We start from the raw sequence: 11,797 nt of genomic DNA, 5'->3' as shown, positions 1-11,797 counted from the left end.
AATCCGATGCGTGCGTGGTTTTTAAGTGCTGGCCTGGGGTTGCTGCTGCTGTCACAGGGCGCAGTGGCGGGCACGGTGTTGATCGTTGGGGATAGTATCAGCGCGGCTTTCGGCCTGGATACCCGCGTCGGGTGGGTGACGCTGCTGGAACAGCGGCTCAAGGAGCAGGGTTTCGACGACAAGGTGGTCAATGCATCCATCAGTGGCGACACCAGTGCCGGAGGCCAGGCGCGGCTGCCTGCGCTGCTTGCAGAGCATAAGCCTGAGCTGGTTATTCTCGAACTGGGTGGCAACGACGGCCTGCGTGGCCAGTTGCCTGCTCAATTGCAACAAAACCTTTCGTCGATGATCGACAGCGCCCGTGCAGCCGGTGCGAAGGTCTTGTTGTTGGGTATGCGCATACCGCCCAACTACGGCCCGCGCTATACCAAGGCGTTCGAAGAGGTCTACAGCAACCTCGCCGAAGAAAAAAAGGTCCCGCTGGTGCCGTTCTTTCTGGAGGGTGTGGGAGGCGTTCCGCAGTTGATGCAGGCCGATGGTCTTCATCCCGCAGCCGCTGCGCAGGGAAAACTGCTGGAAAATGTCTGGCCGACGCTGAAACCGCTGCTTTGAGGCTTTTCCAGGCGGGAGCTTTCGGCTAATGTGGCGCCCCCGATCTGGAGCCCCCCATGCCGCGTCCCGCCTGGTCCCTGTACGCCTACCAAATGTTGGAGCCTGATGAACAGCTGGATCTGTTCGCCTGCCAGGAAGTGCGGGTGCATCTGATTGCTCGTCAACTGGAATTGGGCGGCTCGATCGATCGCACGCTGTGCGGCACCCTGTTACCGGCTCAGCCGCATATGACGGCTGTCGAAACCGAAGCCTTGCGTGACGAGCGCCTGTGTCCGCTGTGCAAGGCCATTCTCGATGCGCAGCGGCGCGGCATGAACCCGATCTGGCCTGAGCTGTAACCTTGTCGTCGCGTTCGCCACTGCGGATCTCCCGAATGGCAGGGCGCAGGTGTACACTTCGAATCTTTCCCATATCGCCGTTACTCGAAGGATCTTCCCGGATGTTGTCGCGCATTCCAGCCGTTGCCCGCTGTCTGTCACTTGCTGCTCTCTGCGCGGCGAGCTCCGTTCATGCCCTGGAGTTTCCGTTGCCGCCACCCGGCGAGGACATCGTGGGGCAGGTGCAGGTCATCAAGGCCAAATACGAAGACACCTTCGCTGACATCGGCACCCAGTACGACCTGGGCTACCTGGAAATGATTGCGGCCAACCCTGGCGTCGACCCCTGGTTGCCGGGCGCTGGCAAGGACATTGTGCTGCCGACCCGTTTCATCCTGCCGCCGGGTCCGCGTGAGGGGATCGTCATCAACCTGGCCGAGTACCGCATGTATTACTACCCGAAAGGGCAGAACGTGGTGCATACCTACCCGCTGGGTGTAGGCCGTGAGGGCTGGGGTTCGCCTATCGGCGTCACCAAGGTGACCGCCAAGACCCCGAACCCGACATGGACGCCACCGGCATCGATCAAGGCCGAACATGCTGCCGATGGTGATCCGCTGCCCAATGTCGTACCGGCAGGTCCGGACAACCCGCTGGGGCCGTTCAAGTTCGGTCTGGGCATGTCCGGTTACCTGATTCACGGTTCGAACAAGAAATTCGGTATTGGCATGCGCACCAGTCACGGCTGCTTCCGCATGTACAACAACAACGTGCTGGAACTGGCCGACATGGCACCCGTCGGCACCACCGTGCGTATTATCAGCGAGCCCTATAAATTCGGTCTGAGTGGCGGCAAGGTCTATCTGGAAGCGCACACGCCGGTCGATGATCTGGGCAATCCTTCGGTAGTCGACAAGCACACGGCGGTCATCAACGCCTTGCTCAAACGTGATGACCTGGCCAACAACCTGCGTATGAACTGGGATCTCGTGCGTGATGTGGTGGCTGCGGAAGACGGCATGCCGGTAGAGATCGCGGTGCCGGGTACGGCGCCTGCCGCGGCTGACGCGCCAGTGGTATTTCAGTAATCAGGTAACGGCCCGGCTCACTCAAGCCTCGGGTTGTACCATCTCCGCTGCGTTGATCGTGCCCATTGCGCTGCGTGGGCATGCAGCCTGAAACGCCAGCCAATAAAAAAGCCGACCCGTCGCCGGGTCGGCTCTTCAACAATCCCGAGGGGACTATTACTTGCGGCTAGCCTTGTCCAACATGCGCAGTGCGCGCTCGTTGGCTTCGTCAGCAGTCTGCTGAGCTTTTTGAGCTGCAGCCAGAGCTTCGTCAGCCTTGCGGTAGGCTTCGTCGGCACGTGCTTGCGAACGGGCTGCTGCGTCTTCGGTAGCTGTCAGACGAGCTTCGGTTTCTTTGGATACGCTGCTGCAACCGGTGGCCAGAACTGCTGCCAGAGCCAGAGCAGAGAATTTCAGAACGTTGTTCATCGTGTTCCCCTTCAAGGACTTATTTCAAATTAGTCATCTCTCGAAAGTGAGAAAATGACCGGCGTACATAGTACCCATTGTTTGTAGTAAGTAAACGGAGGAAGCGCAAGAAGCGCATAAAATTCTTGGCTTTGAAAGTGTTCCGCGTTACTTCTCATGCAAACTGTCCAAAAACTATCCACTTTGCTGTGGTTGTCCATGGCGGTAAAGATGACAGCATCCGGGGCGAAACGGTTCCGGTATGAACGTGCAGCCAGTCAGGATCGTTGGCTTCATAGGCGCCATCCTGTGCCTGTTGTAGCGTTTTTTCATGCGGCGGATCCAATGTGTTCGATGAGTACCAGGCAAGTACCTGAATCGCTGATGTTGAACTGCCGGTCAAGTTGAAGGGCAGGGTCGAGGGATGGCGATGCCCGGCTGTGGTTTTATGCTTTTTATATGCCTCGCACTTGAGCATCTGCGGCAATGACGCCTACTATTTACAGGTGCTCTTTGTTGAGATCGGCCAGGCGCTTCCCGGTGTCGAAAACAGGCACAGGGTGGCGTAGATGTTCCTTCGCCGGAAAAAGATCGGTAAGGTATGGGTCAAATTCCAAGACCCGCGAGGAGTAGCGATGAGCGAGGCGTTGTCCATCCACCATGATCAGACCGGCCATCAGTTCGAAATCAACATCGATGGCCATCGGGCCTACCTGACCTATATGGACCTGGGAAAGCAGACCCTGGATTTCTATCGGACCTTCGTCCCGGATGCATTGCGCGGCAGAGGCATCGCTGCCGCCCTGACCGAGAAGGCGCTCGATTACGCCGACAGCATGGGCTACACCGTGATCCCGTCCTGCTCTTATGTGGAGCGATATATGGAACGCCATCAGCGACAGGCTGCGAAGATCTGATCGTTATCACGCTGTAATCGACACCTGCAAAAACGCCGAGCATTGCTCGGCGTTTTCGTGTGCGCAATGGATTACTTGCGTTTGCGCGCAGGCAGTACGTTCTTGAGCTTGGCGTGCATGCCGCGCAGGGTTTTCTCGGTGCTTTCCCAGTCGATGCAGGCATCGGTGATGGACACACCGTATTGCAGTTCCGACAGGTCCTTGGGAATGGACTGACAACCCCAGTTCAGATGGCTCTCGACCATCAGACCGATGATCGACTCGTTGCCTTCCAGGATCTGGTTGGCGACGTTTTCCATGACCAGCGGCTGAAGGGCCGGGTCCTTGTTGGAGTTGGCGTGGCTGCAGTCGACCATGATGTTCGGGCGAATGCCGGCCTTGTTCAGGGCCTGCTCGCAGAGCGCCACGCTCACCGAGTCATAGTTGGGCTTGCCGTTGCCGCCGCGAAGTACCACGTGACCGTAGGCATTGCCTTTGGTGGTCACGATGGACACGCCGCCTTCCTGATTGATACCCAGGAAACGATGCGGGCTGGAAACCGACTGCAGCGCGTTGATGGCGACGGTCAGGCCGCCGTCGGTGCCGTTCTTGAAACCGACCGCCGACGACAGGCCGGAAGCCATTTCGCGGTGTGTCTGGGATTCGGTGGTGCGGGCGCCGATGGCCGACCAACTGATCAGGTCCTGCAGGTACTGCGGGGAGATCGGGTCCAGCGCTTCGGTTGCGGTGGGCAGGCCCATTTCGGCCAGATCCAGCAGCAACTGGCGACCGATGTGCAGACCGTCCTGAATCTTGAACGAGTCGTCCAGGTACGGATCGTTGATCAGGCCTTTCCAGCCTACGGTGGTGCGCGGTTTCTCGAAATAGACGCGCATGACCAGATACAGGGTGTCCGACAGTTCTGCCGCCAGCGCCTTGAGGCGCTCGGCATATTCCTTGGCCGCTTTCAGGTCATGTATCGAGCACGGGCCGATCACGATGAACAGGCGGTGATCATTGCCGTCGAGAATATTGCGGATCACTTCGCGACCCTGGCTGACCGTGTGCAGGGCAGCGTCGGTCAGAGGGATTTCGCGCTTGAGCTGATCCGGTGTGATCAGAGTCTCGTTGGATGCAACGTTGAGGTCGTCAATCGGTAAATCAGCCATCGTGTTACTCATCAGGTCGCGGGTACTGGCCGCCTGCGATCCCCTGTGCGGCGGTGCCCAGCAGGTTGAGCGCAGTGGGGAGCGGAACCTTAGCGCGTTATCGCGCTGTTCGACAATGGGCAAAGCAGGGCGTCGGGCCGGTTTACCGCCACCTGAGGGCCTTGAAGCATCTGTCATTTGCAACCGTCGGCGCTGCAACGGATAGTGTACGGCCAGAGGTGAGGGCTATTTCGTTGATTGAACTGCAACTGAGCGACTTTGACATCGATCACCAATTGCTCGAACTGCCTGGCACCTCGCTGGTGATTTTTACCAGTGCGGGCTGCTCCGCCTGCCGTTGGGCCAGGCAGCAACTGCCTGAAATGGGGCTTGCGGTCGATCGACTTTGCTGGATCGACGCGCAGGACAATGGTGGCGCCGTGCAGCGCTATGAAGTGTTTCACCTACCGGCCCTGTTCCTGGTACGCGACGGAGCCTTTTATGGCGCAGTTCGCGCGCCGCTGAGGGTCGATGGCCTGCTGTCGGCCCTGGATCGCGCACTTGGCAGCCCACCCGACGAATTACCCTGATAAAGACAGACAGCCAGAGAGACGTTATGAGCAGTGAAATCAGACGCCCGAGAATCGGTATCGTGGGCACTGGGGCCATCGGCGGTTTTTATGGCCTGATGCTGGCGCGCGCCGGGTTCGACGTGCATTTTCTGCTGCGCAGCGAGTTTGACGCGGTCGTGCAGAACGGCCTTCAGGTCAACAGTGCGGTGCATGGCGATCTGCAACTCAAACCGGTACAGGCCTATTGCTCGGCTGCGGATATTCCGCCATGCGACTGGTTGCTGGTCGGCACCAAAAGTACGGGCAATGCCGAATTGGGACCGGTCATCGTTGCGATGGCTGCCGAGGGCACGAAGGTTCTGTTGCTGCAGAACGGACTGGCGGTCGAAGACCAGCTGCGAGCGGTCCTGCCGGACAGTATCCACATACTGGGCGGGCTGTGTTTCATCTGCGTCCATCGGACTGCTCCCGGCGTCGTTGCACATCAGGCGTTCGGAGCCGTGAGCATCGGCTATCACAGCGGTCCGGCAGCCGATCAAGCGGAGCGCTTGTCCATTGTCGAGGCCTGCACGGAGCTGTTCCGGCAGGCCGGTGTTGAATCGCACGCCATGCCCAGCCTGCAACAGGCACGCTGGCAGAAACTGGTGTGGAATGTCCCGTTCAACGGGCTTTCAGCGCTGTTACGGACCAGTACGGCGCGCCTGATGAGCGACCCTGCCAGTCGCGAGCTGGTACTGACCTTGATGGACGAGGTGGTGCAGGGCGCGAAGGCCTGTGGCCACACCTTGCCCGAAGGTATTGCGCGGCATCTGTTCAGCGTGACCGAAAGCATGCCCGACTATAAGCCCAGCATGCACCACGACCTGATCGAAAAGCGCCCGCTGGAACTGGACGCCATCTATGCCCGGCCGCTGGCCGCTGCGCTCGACGCCGGTGTTGACATGCCGTGCGTGCGAACGCTGTATCAGGCGCTGGCCTTTACTGATCGCGACAATCGCTGAAGAAGCGAGGAAACAGACATGACGAACGCTGAAGACCACAAGCTGGTACTGGCCATTTCATCCAGGGCGTTGTTCGATTTGAGCGACAGTCACGCGGTTTACATGGCGGAGGGCGTCGAGGCGTACCGCAAGTATCAGATCGAACACGAAGACGAGATTCTCGAGCAGGGCGATGCTTATCTGCTGGTCGAAAAGCTGCTGAGCCTCAATGCCAGCCTGAGCAAGGCGCGCGTCGAAGTGGTTCTGGTGTCGCGCAACAGTGCCGATACCGGGTTGCGCGTGTTCAACTCCATTCAGCATTACGGGCTGGACATCAGTCGGGCGGCGTTCGTCGGCGGGCGCAGCCCTTATCCGTATCTGGCCGCGTTCGGCTGTCATCTGTTCCTCTCGACCCATGCCGAGGATGTGCGCAGTGCGCTGGATGCCGGTTTTGCGGCAGCCACCATCCTGTCGGGCGGCGCACGGCGGGCGGCTACTCCCGAATTGCGCATCGCGTTCGATGGCGATGCCGTGTTGTTTTCCGATGAGTCGGAGCGGGTCTACCAGTCTGACGGGCTGCTGGCCTTTCAGGCCAGCGAGCGAGAGTCGGCCCGCGAGCCGTTGCGTGGCGGTCCGTTCAAGCCGTTTCTGGCAGCGCTCAATCTGCTGCAGCGCGAGTTTCCCGAAGCCAGTTGCCCGATCCGCACCGCACTGGTAACCGCCCGTTCAGCGCCTGCCCACGAGCGCGTGATCCGCACCTTGCGTGAATGGGACATCCGGCTCGATGAATCATTGTTTCTCGGCGGTCTGCAAAAGTCGGCATTTCTCGAGGCATTTGCCGCGGATGTGTTCTTCGACGATCAGCCCGGACACTGTGAAAAGGCGCGTGAGGTGGTGGCTACCGGCCACGTTCCCCATGGGATCACCAATGAAATCAAGCCTTGAACGGACAGACCGCCAATTGTCCGCCGTCGCGGTCTTTGACGCACTGCTAAGCTGAATCAATCTCCGCCAATGTGGCTGTCCGGGAGGTTGTATGGTTCGTTCGATGCTGTATGCCACAGACCTCGGTCTGTATGCGCCCTATGTGACACAGCATGCGCTGGCACTGGCCCGGACGTTCGATGCCGAACTTTACGTTATCCATGTCGTTGAACCCATGGGGCTGTTCGCCGAGTCGGTGCTGCAGAGCTACCTGGGCGAGGATGCGTTGAGGGAGCTTCACAGCAGGGGCGTGAGTGCGTTCATGGAGGGAATACAGCAAAGGATGCTCGACGGGTTTCGTGAGGAACTGGGTGAAGGTCACAAAGACCTGTCTTTCATCCGCACAGTGCGGGTCGTTCAGGGAGAACCTTCCAGCGTGATTCTTGAACAGACCCGGAAACTGGATGTGGATTTGCTTGTGGTGGGCAGTCACAGCCACAGGGCGAAAGAGGGCGCGTCCATAGGTCGTACGGCCGCCAGGGTTTTACAGCTTTCCGAAGTACCGGTTTACATGGTGCCCATGATGCAGAACAGAGGGCGAGGGTAGAGCGACGGTTCCAGAAGGTCTAATTGACGGTTCAAGTGAAATCGAGCGTGCCATCGCCTCACAAAGGTGATAAAAAGTTCTAGAATTATTCTCCTGACCATTAATCCAGTTATATACCGTCGCTGATGCCCCTAGGGTTTATCTGCTTTGAGGGATACATATGAAGCTCCAACAACTGCGCTACATTTGGGAAGTGGCGCACCACGACCTCAACGTTTCCGCGACGGCACAGAGCCTTTACACTTCACAGCCCGGCATCAGCAAGCAGATTCGCCTGCTTGAGGACGAACTGGGGGTCGAGGTGTTTGCGCGCAGCGGCAAGCACTTGACGCGTGTCACTCCGGCAGGCGAGCGCATCATCACCACGGCAGGTGAGATTTTGCGCAAGGTCGAAAGTATCAAACAGATCGCTCAGGAATTCTCCAACGAGAAAAAGGGCACGCTGTCGATTGCGACCACTCACACTCAGGCGCGTTATGCCTTACCGCCTGTCATCAGCAATTTCATCCGGCAGTACCCGGACGTTGCACTGCATATGCATCAGGGGTCTCCCACCCAGATCGCCGAAATGGCCGCTGACGGGACCGTTGACTTCGCCATCGCCACCGAAGCGCTGGAGCAGTTCAGTGACCTGGTGATGATGCCGTGCTATCGCTGGAACCGATGCGTCGTGGTGCCTCAGGGTCATCCTCTGACCAAGGTGCCGAAGTTGACGCTGGAACTGCTGGCCGAATACCCGATTGTGACGTATGTCTTCGGTTTCACTGGTCGTTCCAAGCTGGACGAAGCCTTCAGCCATCGCGGCCTGGTGCCCAAGGTGGTGTTCACCGCGGCAGACGCCGACGTGATCAAGACCTATGTGCGGCTGAATCTGGGGGTGGGTATCGTCGCCAGAATGGCAGTGGACGAAGAGCTGGACAGCGATCTGGTGATTCTGGATGCCAGCGACCTGTTCGAGTCCAGCGTTACCAAGATTGCTTTCCGTCGCGGCACGTTCCTGCGTGGCTTCATGTGCGACTTCATCGAGAAATTCGCCCCGCACCTGACTCGCGAAGTCATGGCCAAGGCGATTACCTGCCATAACAAACAGGAGATGGAAGAGCTGTTCGCCAATGTCGAACTGCCCGTGCATTGATCCGGCGCAGCTGACACAGCGTCATTGCGGGCAGACGTCAATGCCCGCAATGAATGGGTCCCTGGTCGGTCAGACCTTGGCGATCAGGTTCCCCGAGTGCAGGCCGCACTCTTTCTGAGTGGCTTCTTCCCACCACCAGCGACCTTCACGCTCATGCTGGTTTGGCAACACGGGACGCGTGCAGGGCTCGCAGCCAATGCTGATGAAGCCGCGCTCGTGCAGGCTGTTGTAAGGCAGTTCCAGCATCCGGATATACCCCCAGATTTCCTCACTGCTCATCTGCGCCAGCGGGTTGAACTTGTACAGCGTGCGCTCGGGTGTCGAGAAAGCGGTATCGATTTCCATGACGGCCACTGCGCTGCGAGTGCCGGGGCTCTGGTCGCGACGCTGGCCGGTGGCCCACGCCTTGACGCCCGCGAGCTTGCGGCGCAGCGGTTCGATTTTGCGGATGCCGCAGCACTCGCCATGGCCGTCACGATAGAAGCTGAACAGCCCCTTTTCCTTGACGAAAGGCTCGAGCTTGCTCTGATCCGGCGAGATGATCTCGATATCGATCTTGTAGTGCTCGCGCACCAGCTCGATGAAGCGGTAGGTTTCCGGGTGCAGGCGGCCGGTGTCCAGGCTGAACACCTTGACGTTCTTGTTCAGCTTCCAGGCCATGTCCACCAGCACTACGTCTTCGGCGCCGCTGAAGGAGATCCACAGCTCGTCACCAAAATGTTCGAAGGCCAGTTTCAGAATGTCCTGCGCAGATTTGTTCGCATAAGTCGTCGCCAGCTCGGCGACGTCGAAGGGTTGGCTCATCAGGCGGCTTCCTGGGTAAAGGGTGGCGCTTAAGCGCTCGTGATGGCGGCAATGGTAACAAAATCCATCGTTGCGTGGCCGCTTGGCGAGCGGCTAGAGTGCCGCTTCCCCTTTGTCTTGAAGTGTCTCTTGAGGAGCGTTCTGTGGAAATTGCCTGTCTCGACCTGGAAGGTGTGCTGATCCCCGAAATCTGGATCGCCTTTGCCGAAAAAACAGGTATTGAATCGCTGCGCGCCACCACCCGGGACATTCCCGACTACGACGTACTGATGAAGCAGCGCCTGCGCATTCTTGACGAGCATGGCCTGAAGCTTTCAGACATCCAGGAGGTGATCGGCACCCTTAAGCCGCTGGACGGCGCGGTGGAGTTCGTCAATTGGCTGCGCGAGCGGTTTCAGGTGGTGATCCTGTCGGACACGTTTTACGAGTTCTCCCAGCCGCTGATGCGCCAACTGGGTTTTCCGACCTTGCTGTGCCATCGCCTGATCACTGACGAGACCGACCGCGTCATCAGCTATCAGTTGCGCCAGAAAGACCCCAAGCGCCAATCGGTGCTGGCCTTCAAGAGTCTGTATTACCGCATCATCGCAGCAGGTGATTCCTACAACGACACCACGATGCTGGGGGAGGCTGACGCCGGCATTCTGTTCCACGCCCCTGAAAACGTGATCCGCGAGTTCCCTCAGTTTCCGGCGGTGCACACGTTCGAAGCGTTGAAAAAGGAATTCATCAAGGCATCGAATCGGGAGTTGGCGCTCTGAAAGTGTCTGACTGATTGCCTGCCTCGTGGGGGCGGCTTGCCGGCGATGGCGGCCGTTCAGTGACTGATATGTCGCCTGAGGAAACGTATCGCCAGCCAGCGGTCTCCCGCAGCCCAATGGGCAGGATCAGGTCAGCGCGTTCAACGTCTCAAGCAGCACCCGCACCTTGGTGAAGGTCTCCTGGTATTCCGCTTCGCAGTCGGAGTCCGCAACGATACCGCCGCCGCCCCAGCAGGATACCTTTCCGTCCTTGACCAGCAGGCTGCGGATGGCGATCGAGCTGTCCATCTGTCCACGCACGTCCAGGTACATCAGCGAACCGCAATAGATGCTTCGCTGTGTGGGCTCCAGCTCGTCGATGATCTGCATGGCGCGGATCTTCGGTGCGCCGGTGATCGAGCCGCCGGGGAAACTGCCTGCAATCAGATCCAGTGCGTCATGGTCTGGTGCCAGTTCGCCGGTCACGCTGCTCACCAGATGGTGCACGTTGGGGTAGCTTTCGAGACTGAACAGTTCCGGGACTTTCACCGAGCCGATTCGGCAACTGCGCCCCAGGTCATTGCGCAACAGGTCGACGATCATCAGGTTCTCGGCGCGATCCTTTTCGCTGCGCAGCAGTTGCTCGGCAAACTCGGCGTCTTTTGCCGGATCGCTGCCACGTGGTCGGGTGCCTTTGATCGGGCGGGTTTCGACCTGCCTGTCGCTGATTTTCACGAAGCGTTCGGGTGACAGGCTCAGGATCGCGTTGTCATCCGGCAACGCCATGAAACCTGAAAATGGCGTCGGGCAGGCTGAGCGGAGTGCCCGGTAGGCCTGCCACGCATCGCCTGTACACGGCGCCTGAAATCGCTGCGTGAGGTTGACCTGATAACAGTCGCCTGCCTGGATATAGTCCTGAATCCGCCTGAACGCTTGCTGGTAATCGCTGGCGCTGATGCTGGCGGCAAAAGGCTGTTGCAGCGAGAACGTTGTGACCTCGGGTGCCGATTTGCCTTCGAAGAGCGAGATCAGGCGTTCGCGCTCGACCTCGGTCATGGCCGGATGAAACATCAACTGGCTGGTCTGTGCCTCATGGTCACTGATCAAGGCCCAGGCATATAGCCCGAGGCGTGCATCGGGCAGTCGCAGATCGTCAAGGGACGCGTCTGGCAGCGGCTCGAGACGGCGTCCGAAATCGTAACTCAGGTACCCGATCAGGCCGCCCGCGAAAGGCAGATTGACGCCTTCCGGCAGTCGGGCATCACCCAGCCAGGCCAGGCCTTTGCGCAAGCGGTCGATGTAAGCGCCGCCGGTTTCCTCTGCCTGGACCGTCAAGTCCTGCCATGGCCAGGCGCTGAGCAGGTCAAAGCGTCCACGGTCGGCGACCGGTCTTCCGCTGTCGAGCAGTATCGCGCCCGGTGCCTGGCGGACGCGTGAGAAGTACACGGCCGGGTCGGCACTGTAGGGCAGGGGATGAATCAGGCAGGTGGGCATATCGAAACGTCAGTAGGGAGGCGCGGCCGGGGATTGTAGTCCTGTGGCTTGTCGCCTCCTAGGGGTATGTCGGGATTGGGCAGAAGCTGATCG

At 59.3% G+C, this 11,797-nt stretch carries 15 protein-coding genes; 10 read left to right on the top strand and 5 right to left on the bottom strand.

Annotated features, from left to right (window positions below; genetic code table 11):
* The first annotated feature begins 6 nt into the window (after positions 1-6).
* From JTJ32_RS14515 to JTJ32_RS14505, 3 genes are all read left to right on the top strand, one after another.
* Positions 7-612, top strand: a complete 606-nt coding sequence (locus JTJ32_RS14515) for an arylesterase (RefSeq protein ID WP_099227341.1) — start codon at positions 7-9, stop codon at positions 610-612.
* A gap of 56 nt (positions 613-668) precedes the next feature.
* Positions 669-950: a hypothetical protein gene (locus JTJ32_RS14510; protein ID WP_099227342.1), complete on the top strand. Its 282-nt coding sequence runs from the start codon at positions 669-671 to the stop codon at positions 948-950.
* Between the two features lie 101 nt (positions 951-1,051).
* Positions 1,052-2,017 (top strand): L,D-transpeptidase family protein, encoded by a 966-nt coding sequence (locus JTJ32_RS14505; protein WP_004887746.1) that lies wholly within the window; start codon positions 1,052-1,054, stop codon positions 2,015-2,017.
* 156 nt (positions 2,018-2,173) lie between these two features.
* Here the strand turns inward: JTJ32_RS14505 and oprI are convergent, their stop codons facing one another.
* The gene (gene oprI, locus JTJ32_RS14500) at positions 2,174-2,425 is read right to left on the bottom strand and encodes an outer membrane lipoprotei OprI (RefSeq protein WP_002553018.1); all 252 of its coding nucleotides are present in this window, start codon (positions 2,423-2,425) and stop codon (positions 2,174-2,176) included.
* 154 nt (positions 2,426-2,579) lie between these two features.
* A complete protein-coding gene (locus tag JTJ32_RS14495; RefSeq protein ID WP_210042447.1) occupies positions 2,580-2,891 on the bottom strand; it encodes a hypothetical protein in 312 nt (103 codons plus the stop codon).
* Positions 2,892-3,039: 148 nt separating this feature from the next.
* Between JTJ32_RS14495 and JTJ32_RS14490 the strand changes: the two genes are divergently transcribed.
* A complete protein-coding gene (locus JTJ32_RS14490; protein ID WP_004887702.1) occupies positions 3,040-3,321 on the top strand; it encodes a GNAT family N-acetyltransferase in 282 nt (93 codons plus the stop codon).
* 71 nt (positions 3,322-3,392) lie between these two features.
* On the opposite strand, the gene JTJ32_RS14485 is transcribed toward JTJ32_RS14490, so the two are convergent.
* The gene (locus JTJ32_RS14485) at positions 3,393-4,469 is read right to left on the bottom strand and encodes a 3-deoxy-7-phosphoheptulonate synthase (protein WP_180274283.1); all 1,077 of its coding nucleotides are present in this window, start codon (positions 4,467-4,469) and stop codon (positions 3,393-3,395) included.
* Positions 4,470-4,702: 233 nt separating this feature from the next.
* Between JTJ32_RS14485 and JTJ32_RS14480 the strand changes: the two genes are divergently transcribed.
* The 5 genes from JTJ32_RS14480 (at position 4,703) to cysB (ending at position 8,666) form a co-directional block, all read left to right on the top strand.
* Positions 4,703-5,038, top strand: coding sequence for a YbbN family protein (locus JTJ32_RS14480; protein ID WP_210042512.1), 336 nt, complete (start codon positions 4,703-4,705; stop codon positions 5,036-5,038).
* A gap of 26 nt (positions 5,039-5,064) precedes the next feature.
* Positions 5,065-6,021 (top strand): putative 2-dehydropantoate 2-reductase, encoded by a 957-nt coding sequence (locus JTJ32_RS14475; RefSeq protein ID WP_210042445.1) that lies wholly within the window; start codon positions 5,065-5,067, stop codon positions 6,019-6,021.
* A gap of 18 nt (positions 6,022-6,039) precedes the next feature.
* Positions 6,040-6,945: a 5'-nucleotidase gene (locus JTJ32_RS14470; protein ID WP_099227345.1), complete on the top strand. Its 906-nt coding sequence runs from the start codon at positions 6,040-6,042 to the stop codon at positions 6,943-6,945.
* Positions 6,946-7,036: 91 nt separating this feature from the next.
* A complete protein-coding gene (locus tag JTJ32_RS14465; protein ID WP_099227346.1) occupies positions 7,037-7,531 on the top strand; it encodes a universal stress protein in 495 nt (164 codons plus the stop codon).
* A gap of 160 nt (positions 7,532-7,691) precedes the next feature.
* Positions 7,692-8,666 (top strand): HTH-type transcriptional regulator CysB, encoded by a 975-nt coding sequence (gene cysB, locus JTJ32_RS14460; protein WP_004887691.1) that lies wholly within the window; start codon positions 7,692-7,694, stop codon positions 8,664-8,666.
* 69 nt (positions 8,667-8,735) lie between these two features.
* Here cysB and JTJ32_RS14455 read toward each other — a convergent pair whose 3' ends face one another.
* The gene (locus tag JTJ32_RS14455) at positions 8,736-9,470 is read right to left on the bottom strand and encodes a phosphoadenylyl-sulfate reductase (RefSeq protein ID WP_210042443.1); all 735 of its coding nucleotides are present in this window, start codon (positions 9,468-9,470) and stop codon (positions 8,736-8,738) included.
* Positions 9,471-9,613: 143 nt separating this feature from the next.
* Between JTJ32_RS14455 and thrH the strand changes: the two genes are divergently transcribed.
* A complete protein-coding gene (thrH, locus tag JTJ32_RS14450; RefSeq protein ID WP_184323130.1) occupies positions 9,614-10,231 on the top strand; it encodes a bifunctional phosphoserine phosphatase/homoserine phosphotransferase ThrH in 618 nt (205 codons plus the stop codon).
* Between the two features lie 126 nt (positions 10,232-10,357).
* On the opposite strand, the gene pabB is transcribed toward thrH, so the two are convergent.
* Positions 10,358-11,704 carry an aminodeoxychorismate synthase component I gene (gene pabB, locus JTJ32_RS14445; RefSeq protein WP_210042441.1) on the bottom strand — a complete coding sequence of 449 codons (1,347 nt, stop codon included), beginning with the start codon at positions 11,702-11,704 and terminating at the stop codon, positions 10,358-10,360.
* Positions 11,705-11,797 lie beyond the last annotated feature (93 nt).

The organism is Pseudomonas alliivorans (assembly GCF_017826695.1).
GTDB classification, from domain to species: domain Bacteria; phylum Pseudomonadota; class Gammaproteobacteria; order Pseudomonadales; family Pseudomonadaceae; genus Aquipseudomonas; species Aquipseudomonas alliivorans.
This window is presented reverse-complemented; position numbering and strand designations above follow the sequence as displayed.

What these genes read in the sequence shown, in the direction of transcription:
- JTJ32_RS14515 (WP_099227341.1), top strand. Translation starts at nt 7, where the DNA reads ATGCGTGCGTGGTTTTTAAGTGCTGGCCTGGGGTTGCTGCTGCTGTCA.
- pabB (WP_210042441.1), bottom strand. Translation starts at nt 11,704, where the DNA reads ATGCCCACCTGCCTGATTCATCCCCTGCCCTACAGTGCCGACCCGGCC.
- JTJ32_RS14505 (WP_004887746.1), top strand. Translation starts at nt 1,052, where the DNA reads ATGTTGTCGCGCATTCCAGCCGTTGCCCGCTGTCTGTCACTTGCTGCT.
- JTJ32_RS14510 (WP_099227342.1), top strand. Translation starts at nt 669, where the DNA reads ATGCCGCGTCCCGCCTGGTCCCTGTACGCCTACCAAATGTTGGAGCCT.
- JTJ32_RS14490 (WP_004887702.1), top strand. Translation starts at nt 3,040, where the DNA reads ATGAGCGAGGCGTTGTCCATCCACCATGATCAGACCGGCCATCAGTTC.
- oprI (WP_002553018.1), bottom strand. Translation starts at nt 2,425, where the DNA reads ATGAACAACGTTCTGAAATTCTCTGCTCTGGCTCTGGCAGCAGTTCTG.
- cysB (WP_004887691.1), top strand. Translation starts at nt 7,692, where the DNA reads ATGAAGCTCCAACAACTGCGCTACATTTGGGAAGTGGCGCACCACGAC.
- JTJ32_RS14470 (WP_099227345.1), top strand. Translation starts at nt 6,040, where the DNA reads ATGACGAACGCTGAAGACCACAAGCTGGTACTGGCCATTTCATCCAGG.
- JTJ32_RS14475 (WP_210042445.1), top strand. Translation starts at nt 5,065, where the DNA reads ATGAGCAGTGAAATCAGACGCCCGAGAATCGGTATCGTGGGCACTGGG.
- JTJ32_RS14455 (WP_210042443.1), bottom strand. Translation starts at nt 9,470, where the DNA reads ATGAGCCAACCCTTCGACGTCGCCGAGCTGGCGACGACTTATGCGAAC.
- JTJ32_RS14485 (WP_180274283.1), bottom strand. Translation starts at nt 4,469, where the DNA reads ATGGCTGATTTACCGATTGACGACCTCAACGTTGCATCCAACGAGACT.
- JTJ32_RS14465 (WP_099227346.1), top strand. Translation starts at nt 7,037, where the DNA reads ATGGTTCGTTCGATGCTGTATGCCACAGACCTCGGTCTGTATGCGCCC.